Annotated in this window: 14 protein-coding genes; 10 read left to right on the plus strand and 4 right to left on the minus strand. The window is 65.2% G+C overall.

Annotated elements, in window-relative coordinates; genetic code table 11:
• Positions 1 to 27 precede the first annotated feature (27 nt).
• Positions 28 to 2,076 carry an elongation factor G gene (gene fusA / locus HH302_RS05930; RefSeq protein ID WP_172199537.1) on the minus strand — a complete coding sequence of 683 codons (2,049 nt, stop codon included), beginning with the start codon at positions 2,074 to 2,076 and terminating at the stop codon, positions 28 to 30.
• Here fusA and HH302_RS22595 point away from each other — a divergent pair.
• On the plus strand, positions 2,075 to 2,197 hold the full coding sequence (locus HH302_RS22595) for a hypothetical protein (protein ID WP_256378316.1): 123 nt from the start codon (positions 2,075 to 2,077) through the stop codon (positions 2,195 to 2,197). The two genes, fusA and HH302_RS22595, sit on opposite strands and share 2 nt — an antisense overlap.
• Positions 2,198 to 2,227: 30 nt before the next feature.
• On the plus strand, positions 2,228 to 3,502 hold the full coding sequence (locus HH302_RS05935; RefSeq protein ID WP_172199540.1) for an Hsp70 family protein: 1,275 nt from the start codon (positions 2,228 to 2,230) through the stop codon (positions 3,500 to 3,502).
• A gap of 29 nt (positions 3,503 to 3,531) precedes the next feature.
• Here the strand turns inward: HH302_RS05935 and hpnD are convergent, their stop codons facing one another.
• Both hpnD and hpnC read right to left on the minus strand, forming a co-directional pair.
• Positions 3,532 to 4,365, minus strand: a complete 834-nt coding sequence (gene hpnD / locus HH302_RS05940; protein ID WP_172199543.1) for a presqualene diphosphate synthase HpnD — start codon at positions 4,363 to 4,365, stop codon at positions 3,532 to 3,534.
• Complete coding sequence (gene hpnC, locus HH302_RS05945) at positions 4,362 to 5,177, minus strand: squalene synthase HpnC (RefSeq protein WP_172199546.1); 816 nt, start codon at positions 5,175 to 5,177, stop codon at positions 4,362 to 4,364. Before hpnC ends, hpnD begins: the two co-directional genes overlap by 4 nt.
• 76 nt (positions 5,178 to 5,253) lie before the next feature.
• Here hpnC and HH302_RS05950 point away from each other — a divergent pair, with 76 nt between their 5' ends.
• The 8 genes from HH302_RS05950 to HH302_RS05985 all read left to right on the plus strand — a co-directional run bounded on the left by HH302_RS05950 (position 5,254) and on the right by HH302_RS05985 (position 17,971).
• Entirely contained in the window at positions 5,254 to 5,919 is a 666-nt protein-coding gene (locus HH302_RS05950) for an ABC transporter ATP-binding protein (RefSeq protein WP_371814580.1), read from the plus strand.
• The gene (locus HH302_RS05955) at positions 5,916 to 8,408 is read left to right on the plus strand and encodes an FtsX-like permease family protein (RefSeq protein WP_172199549.1); all 2,493 of its coding nucleotides are present in this window, start codon (positions 5,916 to 5,918) and stop codon (positions 8,406 to 8,408) included. Before HH302_RS05950 ends, HH302_RS05955 begins: the two co-directional genes overlap by 4 nt.
• Positions 8,408 to 9,478, plus strand: coding sequence for a lipocalin-like domain-containing protein (locus HH302_RS05960; RefSeq protein ID WP_172199552.1), 1,071 nt, complete (start codon positions 8,408 to 8,410; stop codon positions 9,476 to 9,478). The genes HH302_RS05955 and HH302_RS05960 overlap by 1 nt, the downstream gene beginning before the upstream one ends.
• A gap of 223 nt (positions 9,479 to 9,701) precedes the next feature.
• Positions 9,702 to 11,891 carry a carboxy terminal-processing peptidase gene (locus HH302_RS05965; protein ID WP_172199555.1) on the plus strand — a complete coding sequence of 730 codons (2,190 nt, stop codon included), beginning with the start codon at positions 9,702 to 9,704 and terminating at the stop codon, positions 11,889 to 11,891.
• A gap of 105 nt (positions 11,892 to 11,996) precedes the next feature.
• Complete coding sequence (locus HH302_RS05970; protein ID WP_172199558.1) at positions 11,997 to 12,344, plus strand: GFA family protein; 348 nt, start codon at positions 11,997 to 11,999, stop codon at positions 12,342 to 12,344.
• A 262-nt stretch (positions 12,345 to 12,606) separates the two neighbouring features.
• The gene (gene imuA / locus HH302_RS05975) at positions 12,607 to 13,365 is read left to right on the plus strand and encodes a translesion DNA synthesis-associated protein ImuA (RefSeq protein ID WP_172199562.1); all 759 of its coding nucleotides are present in this window, start codon (positions 12,607 to 12,609) and stop codon (positions 13,363 to 13,365) included.
• An 83-nt stretch (positions 13,366 to 13,448) separates the two neighbouring features.
• Positions 13,449 to 14,840, plus strand: coding sequence for a DNA polymerase Y family protein (locus tag HH302_RS05980; RefSeq protein WP_253945991.1), 1,392 nt, complete (start codon positions 13,449 to 13,451; stop codon positions 14,838 to 14,840).
• Positions 14,837 to 17,971: an error-prone DNA polymerase gene (locus tag HH302_RS05985; protein WP_172199568.1), complete on the plus strand. Its 3,135-nt coding sequence runs from the start codon at positions 14,837 to 14,839 to the stop codon at positions 17,969 to 17,971. Before HH302_RS05980 ends, HH302_RS05985 begins: the two co-directional genes overlap by 4 nt.
• A 19-nt stretch (positions 17,972 to 17,990) precedes the next feature.
• Here HH302_RS05985 and HH302_RS05990 read toward each other — a convergent pair whose 3' ends face one another.
• Entirely contained in the window at positions 17,991 to 19,196 is a 1,206-nt protein-coding gene (locus HH302_RS05990) for a hypothetical protein (RefSeq protein ID WP_172199571.1), read from the minus strand.
• Between the last annotated feature and the right edge of the window lie 220 nt (positions 19,197 to 19,416).

Genomic DNA, 19,416 nt, shown 5'->3' on the forward strand with positions numbered 1-19,416 from the left:
GTGGTGGCGTCGCGGCGGCGCGGTCGCTTACTCCTCGTCGACCGGTTTGAACGCAGCAGTCAATGCCTGCTGTACGTTTGGCGGGGCTGGTTCATAGTCGGCCATCTCCAGCGTGTAACTGCCTTGTCCGCCAGTGATTGACTTCAGGCGCCCCTGAAAGTCGTTCAGCTCGGCGAGCGGTGCTCGTGCATTGATGGTCACCATGCCGCCGCGTGCCGTGCCGGTCTGCGTGACCTGACCGCGTCGAAGTGCGAGTTCGCCGTTCACGTCACCGATGGCCATCTCGGGCACTGTGACCTCCAGGTTCACAATCGGCTCCAGCACCATGCCGCGCGCCTTGCTGATTGCATCGAGGAAGGCCTTCCGACCCGCCGTGATGAAAGCGACTTCCTTGCCGTCGACCGGGTGGGTCTTGCCGTCATACACGGTGACCTCCAGATCCTGCACCGGGAAGCCGGCAATCGCACCGCCACCGAGCACGTCGCGCACGCCTTTTTCCACTGCGGGAATGAACACACCCGGGATCGTGCCGCCCTTGACGGCGTCGACAAAGCGGAACCCTTCGCCGCGGGCGAGCGGGGCGATCTTCAGGTAGACCTCACCGAACTGACCGGCACCGCCGCTTTGCTTCTTGTGGCGATGGTGGCCTTCCGCAGCGAGCGTGATGGTCTCGCGGTAAGGAATCGTTGGCGGGTGACTGTCCACTTCGAGCTTGTACTGTGCGCGCATCTTTTCGAGGATACGGCTCAGGTGCAGCTCGCCTTGGCCGCGAATCAACGCCTCGTGGGTGGTGACGTCGTGCTCGACGTGCAGGCCCGGATCTTCCGCGGCCAGACGGTGGAGGATCTCGGCGAGCTTCTGTTCGTCTCCACGGCGTTTGACGCGTACGGCCAAGCCGTACACCGCATGCGGAATCGGCAGCGGGTGGAAGTGGATCACTGCGTCTTCCGGGGCATCGTGGAGGACAGCATCGAAGGCCATGTCGTCGATCTTCGTGATCGCGCAGATCTCGCCGGGGCCCGCGCGATCAATCGGGGTGAGCTGCTTGCCCTGCATGCGGAACAAATGAGCGACACGGAAAGGCTTGCGTGCCTCGCCGGCATACAGCTGGGTATCCGGCGTGAGCGTGCCTTGCAGCACTCGCACCACGCCGATCTTGCCCATGTAAGGGTCGACTTCGACTTTGAATACATGGGCCAGCGCATGGTCGTTTGGGTCGTGGCTGGCGATCAGGGGCTCCGCTGCGTCGGCATTGCCGCCTGGCCATTTCTCGAAAAGCGGCGGGTTGCCTTCGAGCGGGCTGGGCGCGAGGCGCACGATGAAATCGATCAGCTCCGGGATGCCGGCACCGGTGCGGGCGGATACGAACAGCACCGGAACCAGGTGATCCTCACGCAGCGCGCGTTCGAACGCGTCGTGCAGCGCTTCCGGTGCGATCTCTTCGCCTTCGAGGTAACGCTCGGTCAGCGCTTCGTCCACTTCGACGACCTGCTCAACCAGGGCACGGTGTGCGTCCTCGATTGAGCTGAAATCGGTTGCGTCTCCGCTCAGGTTGAAGAAGCAGTCGACGACGCGGCTTCCTCCATCGGCCGGCAGGTTGATCGGCAGGCATTCGCGCCCGAAGGCGGCCTGAAGCTCTTCAACGAGGGCGGGGAGGTTTACCCGCTCGGCGTCGATCTTGTTCACAACGACGAGGCGGCAGAGCTTGCGTGTCTGGGCCCAGAGCATTGCCCGGCGGGCCGTGATTTCGATGCCGTTCTGCGCGTTAACGACGGTGGCGACCGTGTCCGCCGCATCCAGTGCGGCAAGCGCCTGACCAGCGAAGTCGGGGAATCCGGGCGTGTCCAGCAGGTGCACCAGGGTGCCGGCGCGTTCGAAGTTTGCAACCGCCAGTTTGGCGGAGTGACCATGTTCCTTTTCGAGTGGATCGTAGTCGCAGACCGTGGTGCCGCGGTCTACGCTGCCTGCCTGTGGAATCGCGCCGGCGGAAACGAGGACTGATTCGATCAGTGTCGTTTTGCCGGCGCCCGCGTGGCCTAGCAGGGCGAGAGTCCTCAGATCTTGCGGGGTCGTCATGGCTGCCTCCTTTGTGAGTCTTCTTGGCTGTGACGCTACACCCGGCGCGGTGCGCTCAGGTTTGACGCGCGTCAGCGCGTTGGCGGGCGGTTTGCTGGACTTCGCCGCGGCGCTGGCGTAGCATCCGCGCCCCTTCAGAATAGACGCCACCATGCTTGACCACGCGGCCCGCGCTTGCGGCATTGACTTCGGCACCTCGAACTCCACCGTCGGCTGGCTGCGTCCTGGCGCTCCCGCCTTGCTGACCTTGGAAGACGGCAAGCCGACGCTGCCCTCAGCGGTGTTCTTCAATGCGGATGAAGACAGCGTCTGTTTTGGCCGCGCCGCGCTGGCCGAATACCTGGACGGCTACGAGGGGCGCCTGATGCGCGCGCTGAAGACGCTGCTCGGTTCCAGCCTGATGGACGGCAACACCGAGGTGCTTGGCCGCCTGTTGCCCTTTCGCGATCTGCTCAGGCAATTCATCGCCGAACTCAAGCGGCGTGGCGAGCTCGCGGCTGGCCGCAGCTTCGATCAGGCGGTGTTCGGCCGTCCGGTGCATTTCGTCGACGACGACAGTGCCGCCGACCAGCTTGCGCAGGACACGCTGGCGCAGATTGCCCACGCCGTCGGTTTCCGCGAGGTGAGCTTCCAATATGAGCCGATCGCAGCGGCCTTCCACTACGAACAGTCGCTCGACCGCGAAGAGTTGGTGCTGATTGCCGACATCGGCGGCGGCACCTCGGACTTTTCGTTGGTGCGCTTGTCACCGGAGCGCGCGAAGGTGGACGATCGCCGCGAGGATCTGCTCGCCAACGCCGGCGTGCACATTGGTGGTACCGATCTGGACCGCGCGTTCAACCTGGCGCAGGTAATGCCCCTGCTGGGCTTTCGCTCGAAGAAGAAGAACGGCACCGAACTGCCGGCGACGCCGTTCTTCAACCTGGCGACCTGGCACACGATCAACTTTTGCTACACCCGCGCCGCCTGGACCGAGTTTCAGGACATGTATCGCGACGGTGCCGAGCGCGAGAAACTGGAGCTGCTGCTCAATCTGATCGGCGAACGCGCGGGGCACTGGCTGTCCTTGCAGGTGGAGGAGGCGAAGATCGCGCTGTCCGACGTGCCGGAGGTTGTGCTGGATCTTGCGCGGCTGCACCGCAAAGGCGGTACGCCGGTGCACCCGACGATCACGCGTGCTGCGCTGGATGCCGCGATTGCGCCGCTGGTTGATCGCGTCGGCGACACCGTGGCGGGCATGCTCGATCGCGCGGGGGTGGCGCGTTCGCGCATCGATACGGTGTTCTTTACCGGTGGTTCGAGCGGCGTGCCCTTGCTGCGCCAACGCATTGCGTCGGAAATCCCAACCGCGCGTGCGGTCGAGGGCGATCTCTTCGGCAGCATTGGTGCGGGCCTCGCGGTGGATGCCGCGCGCCGCTACGGCTAGTCACGCGCCGTTCCTGCTGGTTTGAACCCTCACGCGCGCACTGCAGTGCGCCACGCAATCCAGAGTTTGCGAATCGGGCCGAGCGAGGTGCGGTGCGTCAGTACCTGGCAGCCATCGGCGCGGATCTCGCTCAGCAGCGTGCGGTAGATCGCGGCCATCACGAGGCCAGCGCGCTGCGATTTGCGGTCTTCCTTCGGCAGCAGCGCCATCGCTTGCTCGTAGTGGTGTTCGGCGCGGTCGATCTGGAATTCCATCAGCGCGCGAAAGTTCTCCGAGTGCTTACGGTCAGAGATCTCACGCGCGGTCACGTTGAAGCGCTGCAAGTCTTCCACCGGCAGGTAGATGCGGCCGCGGCCCGCGTCTTCGCCCACATCACGGATGATGTTGGTGAGCTGGAAGGCTAGCCCCAGTTCGTGCGCGTACTTCTGCGTCTGCCGGTTGCTGTAGCCGAAGATTTCGGCGGCGAGCAGGCCTACCACGCCGGCCACGCGGTGGCAGTAGAGCGAGAGCCCCTTGAAGTCGAGGTAGCGGGACTGCGTGAGGTCCATCTCCATGCCGTCGATGATCTCGGACAGGTGCTCCTGCGGCAGGTTGAACTGCTGCACCATCGGCTGCAGCGCCTTGCCAACCGGATGCTGCGGGGTACCGTTATAGACCGCGGCGAGCTCCTTTCGCCACCAAGCAAGCTTGGTCTGCGCGAGCTGCGGATCAAGCGTTTCGTCCACGACGTCGTCGACCTCGCGGCAGAAGGCGTAGAGCGCGGTGATCGCGCGGCGCCGTTCCGGTGGCAGGAACAGGAAGCTGTAGTAGAAGGAAGATCCGCTCGCGGCGGCTTTCTGTTGGCAGTATTCGTCAGGCGTCATGGTTTCATTCGCAGCGCGCGCCAGATCAGGCGCAGCCAGTCTGTCCGTGCCAGCGTGGGGCGGCGGCGGAACACGTCGTAATCATTGCTTTCGATGGCCTCGCAGATGCGCAGGCCGCCCTGAACTACCAGCCGCAATTCCCAGCCGAAGCGGCCCGGCAGGGCCAGCGCCAGCGCGGCCCCGTCCAGCATCATGGTGCGTGCGCGTCCGACCTCGAAGGCCATCAGCGCGCGCCAGTTTGCGTCAATGCGCCCATCGGCGATCTGGGTTTCGTCGACGCCGAAGCGGGCGAGATCTTCGGCCGGAAGATACACGCGGCCCTTGGCCCAGTCGATCGCAACGTCCTGCCAGAAGTTGATCAGCTGCAGGCTGCTGCAGATCTGGTCAGACCAGCGTACATGCTGCGATGTGTCGGCGCGGAACAGCCGCAGCATCAGGCGACCGACGGGGTCGGCCGAGCGTCGAGTGTAGTCGCGCAGTTCGACGAAGTCCGCGTAGCGGGTCTTGCCGACGTCCTGACTGAAGGCGTCCAGCAGGTCGCGTAGCAACACGGTGGGCAGCTGGTGCTCGCGAACGGCCGCCGCAAGTCGTGCGAACATCGGCAACTTCGGTGTCTCGCCGCGGTCGATGGCATTGATCTCGCGGCGGTAGTCGTTGAGCTGCGCAAGGCGCTGGATTGCTGGCGCATCACCTTCGTCTGCAATGTCGTCCGCACTGCGTGCGAAGGCGTAAAGCGCTTCCACGGCCGGACGCAGATGCCGCGGTAGGAGGACGGACGCGACAGGGAAGTTCTCGTAGTGGTCAACCGGCATGGGGGCCGCAGTATAGCGGAGCCGCGTGGCGCGGCCTGGTGCGGGGCCGGCTGCACGGGGTATTCAAGGGGGCAGGGTGACGCGGCAACTGGAAATTGAAGGCCTGGCGAAGCAGGTTGCGGGGCGGCCGCTTTTTGCCGGCCTGCAACTGACCATGAAGGCTGGCGAGTTCGTGGCAGTGATGGGTGAGTCCGGCACCGGGAAATCCACCCTGCTGAACCTGATCGCCGGGCTGGAGACGCCGGACGCTGGGGCAATTGCGCTCGCAGGGCAGGCGCTGGGCGGGCTCGACGATCGCGCGCTGACCTTGTGGCGTCGTCACGCGCTGGGTTTTGTGTTTCAGTCTTTCCACATCCTGCCGCACTTGTCGGTAGGCGATAACGTCGCGCTTCCGTTGCGGCTCAACGGACATCGCGCGCCAGCGGCCGCTAAAGCCGCCTCCGCGATGCTTGAACGGGTGGGCCTGGCGGCGCGGGCGACCAGCATGCCTTCGGAACTCTCCGGCGGCGAGATGCAGCGGGTGGCGATTGCCCGCGCGCTGGTGCACCAGCCCTTGCTGGTGCTGGCAGACGAGCCGACCGGCAACCTTGATCCGGACAACGCAGCACGCGTGCTCGCCTTGCTCGCCGAGCAGGTGCGCGAGCAGGGTGCGATGTGCCTGATGGTGACCCACTCTCACCAGGCTGCATTGGTGGCCGACAGGGTGTTGCGGCTTGCCGATGGCTGTCTGACCGCAGCATGAACCTGGTCGTCGGCCTCTTCATATCCAGCCTGCGCCGGCGGCGGTTTGCCACCGGCCTGAGCCTGATCGCCGTGATGCTGGGTGTCGCGCTGGGCGTGGCGGTTAGTGTTGTAAACCGATCGGCGCTCGACGAGTTTGCGCACGGCGTCCGTGTGTTGTCGGGCGACGCGGATCTGCAGCTTGTCGGTCCGCGCAATGGTTTCGACGAAAACATTTTTCCGCGCGTCGCGATCAGCGACGGCCTTGGGCTTGCAAGCCCGGTGGTGGAGCTTGATGTGCGCTTGTCGGGGCGCGACGCAACGCTGCGGGTGGTCGGCCTCGATCTGCTGCGCTCGATGCAGGTGCAGCCAGAACTTCGCCCAGAAGTCGATGCGTCTTTGGACGCAGGGGCGCTGCTCGATCCAGATGTGATCTACCCGTCGCCTGCCGCCCTGCAGGCCTTCGCGCTGCGGACGGGGCAGACGATCACGCTGCAAGCGGGCTTGCGGACCGTATCGCTTCGCGTCGGGGGGACGGCGGGCGGTTTCGCGCCTGGTCAGGTCGCCGCGCTGATGGATATTGCGGGCGTGCAGTGGCATTTGGGGATGCTTGGGCGCCTGACGCGGATCGATTTACGCTGGGCGACCGGCGGCGATACACAGGCTACCCGTGCGGCGCTGCAAGCACGGCTGCCGCCAGGTCTGCAACTCGTGGCACCAGTGCAGCGCGAGATGCAGGCCGCCGACATGTCGCGCGCCTATCGCGCCAATCTGACGATGCTGGCCGTGATTGCGCTGGCGACGGGCGCCTTTCTGGTATTCGCCACCCAGAGTCTTTCGGTGGTTCGGCGGCAGTCGGAGTTTGCATTGCTGCGAGCGCTTGGGGTGACGCGCGGCCAATTGCTTGGCGGCGTAATCGCCGAGGGCTGTGCCGTGGGCCTTGTCGGCGGCTTGGCAGGCGTGGCCGCGGGGCACGGCCTTGCGGCGATCGCGCTGCGCACGCTGGGTGGCGATCTGGGGGCGGGCTACTTTGCCGGTTCGCGGCCGGCGCTGCAATTTGATCTCACGGCGAGCGCTGTGTTCTTGCTGCTGGGCCTCGCTGCCTCTGCGCTCGGCTCGTGGTGGCCGGCGCGGCGTGCCGCCAAAGCGGACATTGCGCCGGCGCTGCGAAGCGCGCATCAGCCCTTGCTGCCGCCCGCTCGTGTCCATCACCGCGTCGCGCTCTGCCTCGCACTGCTCGCACTGGCCCTCGCAAGCGCGCCGCCGCAGGGCGGCCTGCCTGTCGGCGGTTACCTTTCGGTTGCCTGTGTGCTGGCGTGCGCGGTGGTTTGCCTGCCGGCACTGGCTCATCTCGTGACCCGCTTGCTCACGCGCTGGCCGGGTTTGCTGCTTGGGCTTGTTCGTGCGCGAGCGGCGGCCACACCCAGCCACGCCGTGATTGCTGCAGGGGGTGTTCTGGCGAGCGTTGCCTTGTCCGTGGCGATGGCGATCATGGTGGCGTCTTTCCGCGATTCCGTGGATGCCTGGCTGGGGCGGGTGTTGCCGGCTGACCTGTATATCCGCACCGCTCAAGGTGCGGTGGTGGTGGGGCTGGATTCAGCAGCCCTGCAGCGGCTTGCCGCGATCCCGGGCGTAGCGCGCGTCGAGCCGATTCGGCATGAGCAGATCAGGCTGGGCGACAACAGCCTTCCGGTTGCGCTGGTGGCGCGTCCGGTGCCAGCCGAGGGGGCAGACCGTGTCTTCCCGATGCGTGCATTGCGAGCGTGCACGGGCGATTGCATCTGGGTCTCCGAGGCCATGACCGATCTGTATGGCTGGCGCCCGGGCCAGCAGGTAACGATCCCGATCGGCGAAAGCCTGCGGCGGTTTGAAGTGGCCGGTATCTGGCGTGACTACGCGCGGCAGAGTGGCGCGATCCTGATCGACCTTGCCCGGTATCGCGCGCTGACCGGTGACCAGCGGGTGAACGATGTGGCGGTGTGGGCTGCAGCGGGTGTGGCGCCGGATGCGCTGCGCGGCCGGGTCCGGCAGGTCTTCGGGCCCGGTGTCGAGATCGCCAGTGCCGAACTCATTCGGCGCAGCAGCCTTGCGCTGTTCGACCGTACCTTTGCAGTGACTTACGCATTGGAGGCTTGCGCCGTGCTGATCGGCCTCTTCGGCATTGCCGCAAGCTTTGCAGCGCTTGCCGCGGCGCGGCGCCGAGAGTTTGGCATGCTGCGGCACATTGGCGTCACGCGCGGCCAGATCGGCAGCATGCTGGCACTGGAAGGTGCCTTGGTCGCCGGGATCGGTGTGCTCGGCGGCCTGCTGGCGGGCGCCGCGATCAGCGTGCTGCTGATCTATGTGGTGAATCGGCAGAGTTTTCACTGGAGCATGGACTTCGCGGTGCCGGGTGCCAGCCTTGCGCTGTTCTCCGTGGCAATGCTCTTGTTTGCCGCGCTCGCGGCACGCTGGGCCGGCAGCCAGGCAATGCGGCTGGATGCCGTGCGCGCCGTGCGGGAGGACGCGTAATGCGGCCAACGCGTCGTCGCCTGCTGGGCATGCTCGCCGCGGCACCGTTTGCGCCCGCCGTCGCGGTGCCCGAATACCCGAGCGTGCAGCGGCAAGTGCTGCGCTTTCCGGCAGACCATGGCGCCCACCCCGAGCACCGCATCGAATGGTGGTATCTCACCGGCTGGCTGGAGACTGCGGGCGTTGCGCCATTTGGGTTCCAGCTCACCTTTTTTCAGGTCCGGCCCGGCATTGCGGAGGGCAATCCGAGCCGTTTCGCCGCTCACCACATTGTCGTTGCCCATGCGGCCGTGGCATGGCCCGGCGCAGGGCATTTGCTGCATGCGGCCCGAACAGCGCGCAGCATGGCGGGGCTGGTTGGCGCAAGTGTTGGCGATTGCGATGTGCGCCTTGATCGTTGGCGCCTATGGCGGCAGGCGGACTCGTTCAAGGCGGATGTCGACGCTGGCGACTTCGCCTTGCAACTTGCTTTTGGGCCAAGTGGTGCGCCATTGCTCCACGGTGATGGCGGCTTCAGCCAGAAGGCGCCCGGCGCGCAACACGCCAGCCAGTATGTGAGCCTGCCGCAGTTGCCGGTGCGCGGGCAGGTACGTGCGGCAGGGCGGGCATTGCAGGTTGAAGGGCGGGCCTGGTTCGATCACGAATGGTCCAGCAGCCTGATGCATCCCGAGGCAGCGGGTTGGGACTGGACCGGCATCAATCTTCACGACGGATCGGCGTTGATGCTGTTCCGCATGCGCCGGCGCGACGGCAGTGCCTTATGGCACGGCGGTACCTTACGGCGAGCGGATGGGGCTATCCAACACTACGGCCCGACGGACATCGCGTGGCAAACGCTTCGCAACTGGCGCAGTCCGCGCTCAGACGTGCGCTGGCCTGTGTCGCAGCGCGTCCGATTTGCCGGTCGCGCACTGACGCTGACGCCCTTGATGGACGACCAGGAACTCGACACCCAAAGCACTACAGGTGCGATCTACTGGGAGGGCGCGGTACGCGCGCACGAAGGCGGGCAGGAGGTCGGCCGTGGCTATCTTGAGCTGACCGGCTACGACAAGGCGTTACGTTTGTGACGCCGGCTGTGGCGATTGATTCCATCAAATTGGGTAAGCTGGCCCCGCTGGCGCGCGCTTCAAGGCGCTAATCGGCGGCGCGCCACGATGGGCCGGGCGATATGAACTGCGATACTCTCGGCGCTTGGAAGGCTGTTTGGCTGGCGGATCGGGGTGATCGTCGCGAGCCTCTGTGCGGCTGTGAAATACCGGCATCGGGCCGGTGCGAATGCGGAGAAGTTGGATGAAGAAGACCCTGATGTGGATCGTGCTGTGGCTGTGCTCGTTGTCGGCCGCGTGGGCGCTGGAGTCGCCCGCGCGCACGCCGCTTACGCCTCAGCAGCATCAGGCTTCGACGGCCAAGATGGTCGCGACCTTGTTGTCGCGTTATCACTATTCGGCGCCGCCGCTGGATGACGCCTTGTCGGTAAAGGTGTTCGACCATTACCTCGAATCGCTGGATTCCGAGCGGGTGCTGTTCCTGCAGCGCGATGTGGATCTCTACTCCGCGGCCCGCAAGCGTCTGGATGACGCGATCCTTGCCGAAGACATGCGGGTGCCATTCGCGCTGTTCAACACTTATCGGGATCGTCAGATCGAGCGCTATACGTATTCCAGGCAGTTGCTCAAGGCCGGCTTCGACTTCACCGAGAAGGAGACGCTGGACTATGACCGCAAGGCCGCCGACTGGCCGCGCACACAGGAGGAGTTGCGCGATCTGTGGCGCAAGCGCGTCAAGAACGACTGGTTGAGGCTGCGCCTCGCCGGGCAGAAGGACGACGCGATCCGTACCACGCTGGACAAACGCTACGAAGGTTTCCTCAGCCGTATCGACAAGACCAATGCGAGCGACGTGTTCCAGGTCTTCATGGATGCCTACGCAACCGCCGTGGATCCACATACCAACTATCTCGGCCCGCGCGCATCGGAAGAGTTCGATATTTCGATGAAGCTCTCGCTGGTGGGTATCGGTGCAGTGCTTCAGACCCGTGACGAATACACGACGATCCGCGAGCTGGTGCCGGGCGGTCCGGCAGCGCTGTCGGGCAAGCTCAAGGTGGGTGACCGCATCGTCGGCGTGGGGCAGGGCACGACTGCACCGGTGACCGAAGTGCTGGGCTGGCGGCTGGACGATGTGGTCAGCCAGATCCGCGGCAAGCTCGATACTGTGGTGGTGCTCGATGTATTGCCCGGTGATGCTGGGCTCGATGGCAAGCGCAAGCTGATTCAGCTGACGCGGAAGAAGATCAGTATCGAGGAGCAGGCGGCCCGCAAGACGATCATCGAAGTGAAGGAGGGTGCTTCGGTACGCAAGATCGGCGTGATTACGCTGCCGTCCTTCTACGAGGATTTCGAGGCGCGACGCCAGGGCGACAAGGAATTCCGCAGTGCATCGCGCGACGTCGCGCGCCTGCTGGGTGAGCTGAAGAAGGACAAGGTCGACGGCGTGGTGGTCGATTTGCGTAACAACGGCGGCGGTTCTTTGCGGCAAGCGGTTGAAATTACCGGTCTGTTCATCGACCAGGGGCCGGTGGTGCAGCAGCGTGATGCACAGGGCAAGGTGGTGGTGGAGTCAGATACGCGCCCCGGCTTTGCGTGGAGTGGGCCGATGGCGGTGCTGATCAACCGCTTCTCAGCGTCGGCGTCGGAGATCTTTGCTGCAGCGATTCAGGATTACGGGCGCGGCGTGGTGCTGGGCGAGCCGAGCTTTGGCAAGGGCACGGTGCAGACGGTGGTCAGCCTCGATCAGTTGCTCAAGTCAGAGAAGCCGGTCTATGGCGAGGTCAAGCTCACGGTGGCGGAGTTCTTCCGCGTAAATGGCGATACCACCCAGCTGCGGGGCGTCAAGCCTGATATTGCCTTCCCGGTACTCAGCGACATCGAGCATCTGGGGGAATCCAGCTTCGATAACGCCTTGCCGGCGATCCAGATCAAACCGGCCAGTTTTGCGCCGGCGGGCGAGTTGGGCGGGCTGATTCCGGACCTGCGCTCGCGCTATCAGTTGCGCCTTGGAAGCGACCGTGCGCTCAAGCGTTTGAACGAGGATGCGGATGAGATTGCCGCGTTGCGCAAACGGACAACGGTGTCGCTGAACGAAGCGGAACGTCGCGCCGAACGTGACGCGCAAGAAGCCCGCCAGAAGCAGCGCGCCGCGGAAGACGCGCGGGCCAGCGGCAAGGCCGGTGCTGGCAAAACTGTCACGCGCGGTGCGGCAGCTGTCGATCCGGATGACGCCGATGACGGCTTGCTCGATAGCGAGCGCCCGGCTGGCCAGACGCGCACCGACAAAGCCAAGAAGAAACGTGAAGAGCCGGATGTTCTGCTGACTGAGAGCGCGCGGATCCTCAGCGACGAGGTCAGCCTGCTCAAGGGTGACGCACGCTTGGCCGCCAAGGTACTGCCACGAGCGGCTGTGACAGCAGGCAATCCGTAACGCGAAGCCTGTCGTTCAAAACTACCGCTTGCTTCGCTCGAATACTGTAATAAAATACAGTTGTCGCGCCGCCTTCGTGGCGCGGTATCGAGCGGAGCAGCGAACATGCACTATCACGGCAGTTGTCACTGTGGGCGGATCGCCTACGAAGTCGAAGGCGAAGTCGAGCAGGGCATCGAGTGCAACTGCTCGCATTGCAGCCGCAAGGGCTATTGCCTTTGGTTCGTCTCGCGCGAGCAGGTTCGTCTGCTGACCCCGCCGAGCGCGATGAGTACCTACACCTTCAACCGGCATGTGATCCAACATCACTTCTGCCCGGTCTGCGGCTGTTCCCCCTTTGGGTTTGGTCGTTCGCCAGACGGCAAGGAAACGGCGGCTGTTAACCTGCGCTGCCTGCAGGACTTTGATCTGGCCAGCGTGCCGCGCGTGCAGGTGGACGGGCGCAGCTTCTAACGACACCTGTCGGGACGCTGTGGCAAGGGCGCGCACCGTGATGCAGGCTCAAAAGTCGGACTCCGATACGGGTACCCGTAAATCTGCGCCCGCCATGTTCGCGCGCCGATCCGTTATCGAAAGCGCCAGCCTGCCCGCATGTCGACGAGGCATTGCTGCGGCGTTGCGTGCAAGCCTGACTGGGCCGGCCACAGCGCCATGAGCGGGCCGAGCTTGCTGATCTCCATACCGCCAGTATCCAAGCCCGCATTGCCTTCCTGCCATGTCTGCCGTTCCGCTTCCTCTTTCTGCTCTGTTGCAGCGCGCCGATGTGTGGCGTGGGGACGCGCTCGGCAGTGCGGAGCAGGCGGGGGTGGCGAGCGGCTTCGCAAGCCTTGATGCCCTGCTGCCCGGTGGTGGCTGGCCGCGGGGGGCGCTGACCGAATTGCTTTTGCCGCGCGCCGGATTGGGGGGCGGCCTTGGTGAGTTAGCCTTGCTGCGGCCTGCGCTGAAGGCGTTGGACGCTGATGCTGGGTGGGTGTTGCTGGTGTCGCCACCCTGGCGGCCGCTCGCACCCGCGTGGCAAGGATTTGGTCCCGGCCTGTCACGACTGCTCGTGGTAGAGGCCGCTCGCGACGATGCCGCCTGGGCGTGCGAACAACTGCTCGCCAGCGGCTCAGTTGCTGCGTTGCTGGCCTGGTTGCCAGACTCGGATGCAAAAGCGCTGCGTCGGTTGCAATTGGCAATGGCGGGGCAACAGACGCTCGCGTTTGTGTTCCGCCCCGATCAGGTTGTTGGCAGTGCATCCCCAGCACCACTTCGGATTTCACTGGAAGCAGATGAAGCGGGCCTGAAGCTGCACATCGTCAAACGCCGTGGGCCACCGCTGGCTGCACCGCTGACCCTGCAGGTCGAGCGTCCGGTCAGTTGGGCACGACTGGCTGCACGGCAAGTTCTTGCATCGCGGCAACCGGCCGTGGTGACGCGGGGAGGCGCCCCTGAGGGGCGGGTGGTCAATGCGGCAGATGCAGCCCGGGCTTAATCATCGGCGGCCTGCCAGCAAGCGTTTTTCCGGCTCGTGATCCTGGCTTCTGGAGGTTCCCGATGCGCTGGCTAGCACTCCGTATGTTTCGCCTTCCGATCGAAGTCTTTGCTGCTCGAGCCCCGGCTGTCGCGGTGACGCGCGGCCGCGTGCAGGCAGCGGACGCGGCGGCTGAGGCGCTCGGCGTGTTACCGGGGCAGAAGTTGTCGAGCGCCTTGGGGCTGGCGCCGCAGCTGACAGCCTGCGAACGCGATCTGCTGCGCGAATCGGCTGCCCTGGCCCGTCTGGCTTGCTGGGCCGGCCGCTTCAGCCCGCAGGTCTGCCTCGCGCCGCCAGACGAGTTGCTGATTGATATCGGTGGCAGCCTGCGTCTGTTCGGAGGACTCGCCCCCTTGCTGCAGCAAGCCGCGGCCGGCGTTGCAGCCGAGGCTTACTCGGTCAGTCTCGGGTTGGCGAGCACGCCGCTGGCTGCGCAGTGGTTTGCGCGCGCCGGTGTGGCACCTGAACTGACACAACGCCCCGCTGACGAACAGACGCAGTTGGCGGAATTGCCGGTCGCGGTGCTGGGCTTGGACGAGCGTTCAGCGCGCCGGCTTGCGGTGCTCGGGATCGAGCGCGTAGGCACGTTGCTGGCCTTGCCTGCCGCATCGCTTGCGCGCCGTTTCGGCCCCGCCTTGCCGATGCAGTTGGCACAGGCGCGCGGCGAGTTACCCGATCTGCGTCGATGTTTCGACTTTCCGGAACGTTTCTCCGAATACCTTGAATTGCCGGCGCGCGTCGAGCAGGCGCCGATGCTGCTGTTCGGCGCACGCCGGCTTCTGCAGGCGTTGGCTGGGTGGCTCAACGCGCGCGGTGCGGGCTTGCAGCAATGCGTGCTTGAGCTTGAACACGAGGACAAGGACGACTCGCGGCTGGTCCTTGGCTTTGCCGCGCCCACCCGCGATGGCGAGCGTCTGGTGCGGGTGCTGCGCGAGCGGCTCGATCGGCTTGAACTCGTCGCGCCGGTGGTGGGGCTACGTCTTGTCGCGGAGCGGATCGAGGCGATGCCGGGTGAGAGCGCACCAATGTTTGGCGAGGCGGGCACGCAAGGCATAGCACCGGTGATCGAACGCCTGCGCGCACGCTTGGGGCGTGAGGCCGTGCATGGCATTGCAACGGTGGCCGGGCATCGGCCGGAGTGCAGCACTGTCGCGCTTGATTGGCCGCAGGAAACCGCATCCAGTGAGGCGCCACTGCGCCCGCTATGGCTCTTGCGTGAGCCGCGCCCCTTGCAAGAACAAGCCGGGCGACCGCATCACGATGGCCCGCTGCAATTGCTCACCCGCCCCGAACGGATCGAGAGCGGCTGGTGGGATACCGGGGAAGGGCTGGGCGATATCCGGCGCGATTACCACGTCGCCCGCTCGGTTCGTGGCGAGTGGCTGTGGATCTACCGCGACGCCGGCGGGTGGTGGCTGCAGGGGCTGTTCGCATGAAGCCGCTACCAGCCTACGCCGAACTTCACTGCATTTCGAACTTCACCTTCCTGCGCGGCGCATCGCACCCGGAAGAGCTGGTCGAGCGCGCCTACCGGCTTGGCTACACCGCGCTGGCGATTACCGACGAGTGCTCGTTTGCCGGTGCGGTGCGCGCTTTCGATGCCTGGCGGCAACTGCGTGAGGCGGCGGGGGGCGATTTCGACTTCCGGCTGATCCATGGCGCCGAGTTTCGCTTCGAGTGCGGCCTGAAGCTGGTGCTGCTGGCGAAGAACCGCGCGGGCTATGGCAACCTCGCAGCGCTCATCACACTCGGGCGACGACGGGCTGAGAAGGGTGAGTACCGGCTGGTACGTGGCGATCTGGAATCCGTGTCGCCCAGCGGCGCAGTGCCGGACTGTTTTGCGCTATGGGTGCCGGATGAGCGCCTGAGTGTGGAAGACGGCCGCTGGCTCGCGCAGCGCTTCCCAGGCCGCATCTGGCTGGCGGTGGAACTGCACAGCGGGCCGGATGACGCGGCGCGGTTGGCTGCACTGCAGGCGCTGGCCGAAGCCTGCGGCATGCCCTGCGTGGCGAGTGGTGACGTGCACATGCATGCGCGTCTGCGCCGCCCGCTGCAGGATGTGCTGACCGCGATCCGCCTGAACACCACAGTGTTCGAGGCGGGCGACAAGCTCTACCCGAATGCCGAACGTCACCTGCGGCAGCCGCTGCGGCTATCGCGTCTGTACCCCGCTGCGATGCTGGAGGAATCGGCCCGTATCGCAGCACAGTGCAATTTCACGCTGGACGAATTGCGTTACGAATACCCGGACGAAATCGTGCCGAACGGCGAAACGCCGACCAGCTACCTGCGTCGTGAAACCTTCGCCGGCCTCGCGCGGCGCTATCCGGACGGCGTGCCGGAGATGGTGCTGGGTGACGTCGAAAACGAACTCGCGCTGATCGCAGAGCTCAAGTACGAGCCCTTCTTCCTCACGGTGTACGACATCGTCTGCTTCGCAAAGCGCGAAGGCATCCTGTGCCAGGGGCGCGGCTCGGCTGCCAATTCCATCGTCTGCTACGCGCTCGGCATCACCGAGGTCGATCCGACACGCGCCTTCCTGCTGTTCGGGCGTTTCATGTCGCGCGAACGAGACGAGCCACCGGATATCGACGTCGACTTCGAACACGAGCGGCGCGAAATCGTGATCCAGTACATCTATCGGAAGTACACACGGGAACGCGCCGCGCTGGCCGCGACACTGATCCGCTACCGCACCAAGGGCGCACTGCGTGACGCGGGGCGGGCGCTGGGTTTCGGCATTGAACAGATCGACGCGCTGTCCGGCTCACTGGCATGGTGGGACAAGCGCGAGCACCTGCCCGAACGGCTCGCCGAAATCGGGCTCGATGCGAAAAGCCCGCGCGTATCGAAGTGGCTGGCGCTCACCAACATGCTGCTCGGTTTCCCTCGCCACCTCTCGCAGCATGTGGGCGGCTTCGTGATTTCGCAGGGGCCCTTGGCCCGCCTGGTGCCGGTGGAAAACGCCGCGATGCCGGATCGCTCGGTGATCCAGTGGGACAAGGAAGATCTGGAAACCCTAGGCCTGCTGAAGGTGGATGTGCTGGCGCTGGGCATGCTCACCGCGCTCAAGCGATCGCTCGATCTGGTCAGCCAGCGGCGCGGGCGCCCGTTCGCCTTGCAGGACATCCCGCCCAAGGATGCCGCGACCTTCGAGATGCTGTGCCACGCTGATTCGGTGGGCGTTTTCCAGGTCGAATCACGCGCGCAGATGAGCATGCTGCCGCGCCTCAAACCGCGCACTTACTACGACCTGGTGGTGCAGGTGGCGATCGTGCGGCCGGGGCCGATCCAGGGCGACATGGTGCATCCCTATCTCGCCTATCGTGCCGACCCCGCCATGGCGCAGGCCGCCATGAACCGCCTGCCGAAAGAGGTGGCCGATGTGCTGACGCGCACCTGCGGCGTGCCGATCTTCCAGGAACAGGTGATGAAGCTCGCCGAGGTGGCTGCCGGCTTCACGCCTGGCGAGGCTGACCAACTGCGGCGCGCGATGGCCTCATGGCGGCATAAGGGGCATATCGACCGCTTCAAGGACAAACTGCGCGCCGGCATGGCCGCCAAGGGGCATCCGCCGGAATTTGCCGAAGCGCTGTGCCGGCAGATTGAAGGCTTCGGCGACTACGGCTTCCCGGAATCACACGCGGCAAGCTTTGCGCTGCTGGCCTACAGCTCGGCCTGGATGAAACGACATGAGCCGGAGGCCTTTCTCTGTGGGCTGCTCAACAGCCAGCCGATGGGCTTCTATGCGCCGTCTCAACTGGTGCAGGATGCGCGCCGCCATGGCGTACAAGTGCTGCCGGTGGATGTGATGAAGAGCGGCTGGGAGAGCGGTTTCGAGTACCTGCCCGGTGCGCGGCGGCCCGGGGTGCGGCTGGGCTTGCGCGAGATCCGTGGCTACCCGCAAGCAGCGGCAGCGCGTGTCGTCGCCGCACGCGAACGGGGTGCGTTCAGCTGCGTCGACGATCTCGCGCACCGCGCGATGCAAGGCGCACGTGAGCTGGAATTGTTGGCCGGCGCGGGCGCGCTGAAGCCGCTCGCCGGGCACCGGCGACAAGCGGCCTGGCAGGTCAGCGGCGTGCAGCGGCAGGGCGATCTGTTCGACAGCGCGCCGCCAGCCGAGGTGCCAGTGCAATTCGCTGCGCCGCGCGAAGGGGAGGAGATCGTTGCGGATTTCGCCGCCACGGGTTTGTCACTCGGCCGCCATCCGCTCGCGCTCTTGCGTGATCGCCTGAGTGCGCGGCGCTTCCTGGCAGCAAGCACGATCCGTGAGATGCAGCACCGTGCGCTGGTGCGCGCGGCAGGCATCGTCATCGGCCGTCAGCGCCCTGGCACGGCGCGTGGCGTGATCTTCGTGACGCTGGAAGACGAAACCGGGCAGGCGAATATCGTTGTTTATGCCGATCTTTCCGAGCGCCAGCGCCGCGAGTTGCTCGGCGCACGCCTGCTGGGTGTGTATGGCCAGCTACAGCGCGAGGGCGAAGTCGTGCACGTGCTGGCCAAGCGTCTGGTAGACCTCACGCCCTGGCTTGGCGCGCTACCTACAGCGAGCCGCGACTTTCATTGAGTTACGAGCGCTGCTGGCGCTAGAACAGTATCTTGACCAGACGAGAGATCAACTCTTCCAGCGGCATCATTGTCAGCACGAGCGGACTTAGTGGTGCGACGATCGCTGCGGCCAGCCGAATCAGGGTGTCGCGCGTAATCGGTGCGACGCGCATGCCGGCGATGATCTGCAGGCTGTTGTTCAGATCGGAGAGTGACTGGATGTCGGGGCTGCCGAGCAGCGATTCGTTCGCCGGCGCGCCGCCACGCAGCCACTTGCTATCGAACTCCTGCGCATAGCGCTGGGCGAGGGCGCCGTATTCCAGCAAGCCGGTGCGCTTCACTTCCGCGAGTCGCGGCGCAAACACCAGCAGCGGCACCAGCACAACGGCCAGCAGCACAATGACCAGCGCAATGATCTCGTACTTGAATGACAGCAACGGCGCGCCGAGGTAGAGGATGCGATTGGCGAGATTGCCGGCAAGCAATGCGCCGTGTGCCAGCAGGAGCGGCATGAATGCGAACGTGGTGCCGGCAAGAAAGCCCAAGCCACCGAGCCGATCCGGATGGATCGGCGATAGCACGAGCTCGATGCGCGACACCTGCCACAGGAAGCGCATCCAGATGAACAGGCGGAAGTACCAACGCAGCAGCAGGAACTGGAAGACCGGCAGGCTCACATAGCCTAGCCAGATCCCGGCAAGCGTCAGCTGCGAGCCGTCCGCCGACGCCGTCGAGTACCAGGTATTCGCGTCCAGCGCGGTGTATTGCCGCCAGATCAGTTGAACCCCGACGCCATACACCACTGCCAAAAGCAGCACTTCGGCCGCGGTCGAGTTGCGTAGCCGCAGCGCTGAATCGATCGCCGCATTGAAGCGTTCCATGGCGCCTGCGGGGATCAGCTTGCGCTCGACAAACTGCTTGACCAGCACCCGCATGCGCTGATGAACAATCAGTTCGGCAATGATCAACAGCGGAACGACAACCAGAAATCGACCGTGGGCTTCGAAATCGTAGAGGAAGGGAACCGCCAGCTTGCCCTGCAGCAGATTGCCCTGAAGCGCGGACAGCACCAGTAGCGGCAGCCAGCAGAACAGCGCGATCACACCAATACGCTGACCAACAAGGTGCAATTCATTGTCTGACAGATGCGCACGGCGCAGTGCCTGGAAAAGCGGGCCGCCCAGCACGAGCGAGAAGTCGGCAGGGTCCCGGAGAACCTCGTGATGCGGTGTGTGCTCGCTCATTCTCATTCTGGTTAGTCCCCGAACTCGATCGAATCCGTCGTCGGCCTGGCACGCGCTGGATCGGTGCCGCTCATCCATGGCCGACACACCGGACAGCCGCCTCCTACTTGATTGTGGGTCGTAGCGAAACGCAATGCCAGCGCGCGGCGCCTGCCCGGTTGACGCGCCTCAGCAGGCCGCCGGATAGCGCGGAGCGCAGCGTGGTGCAGTCGCGATGGAA

The sequence above is a fragment of the Niveibacterium sp. COAC-50 genome (assembly GCF_013184235.1).
GTDB lineage: Bacteria > Pseudomonadota > Gammaproteobacteria > Burkholderiales > Rhodocyclaceae > Niveibacterium > Niveibacterium microcysteis.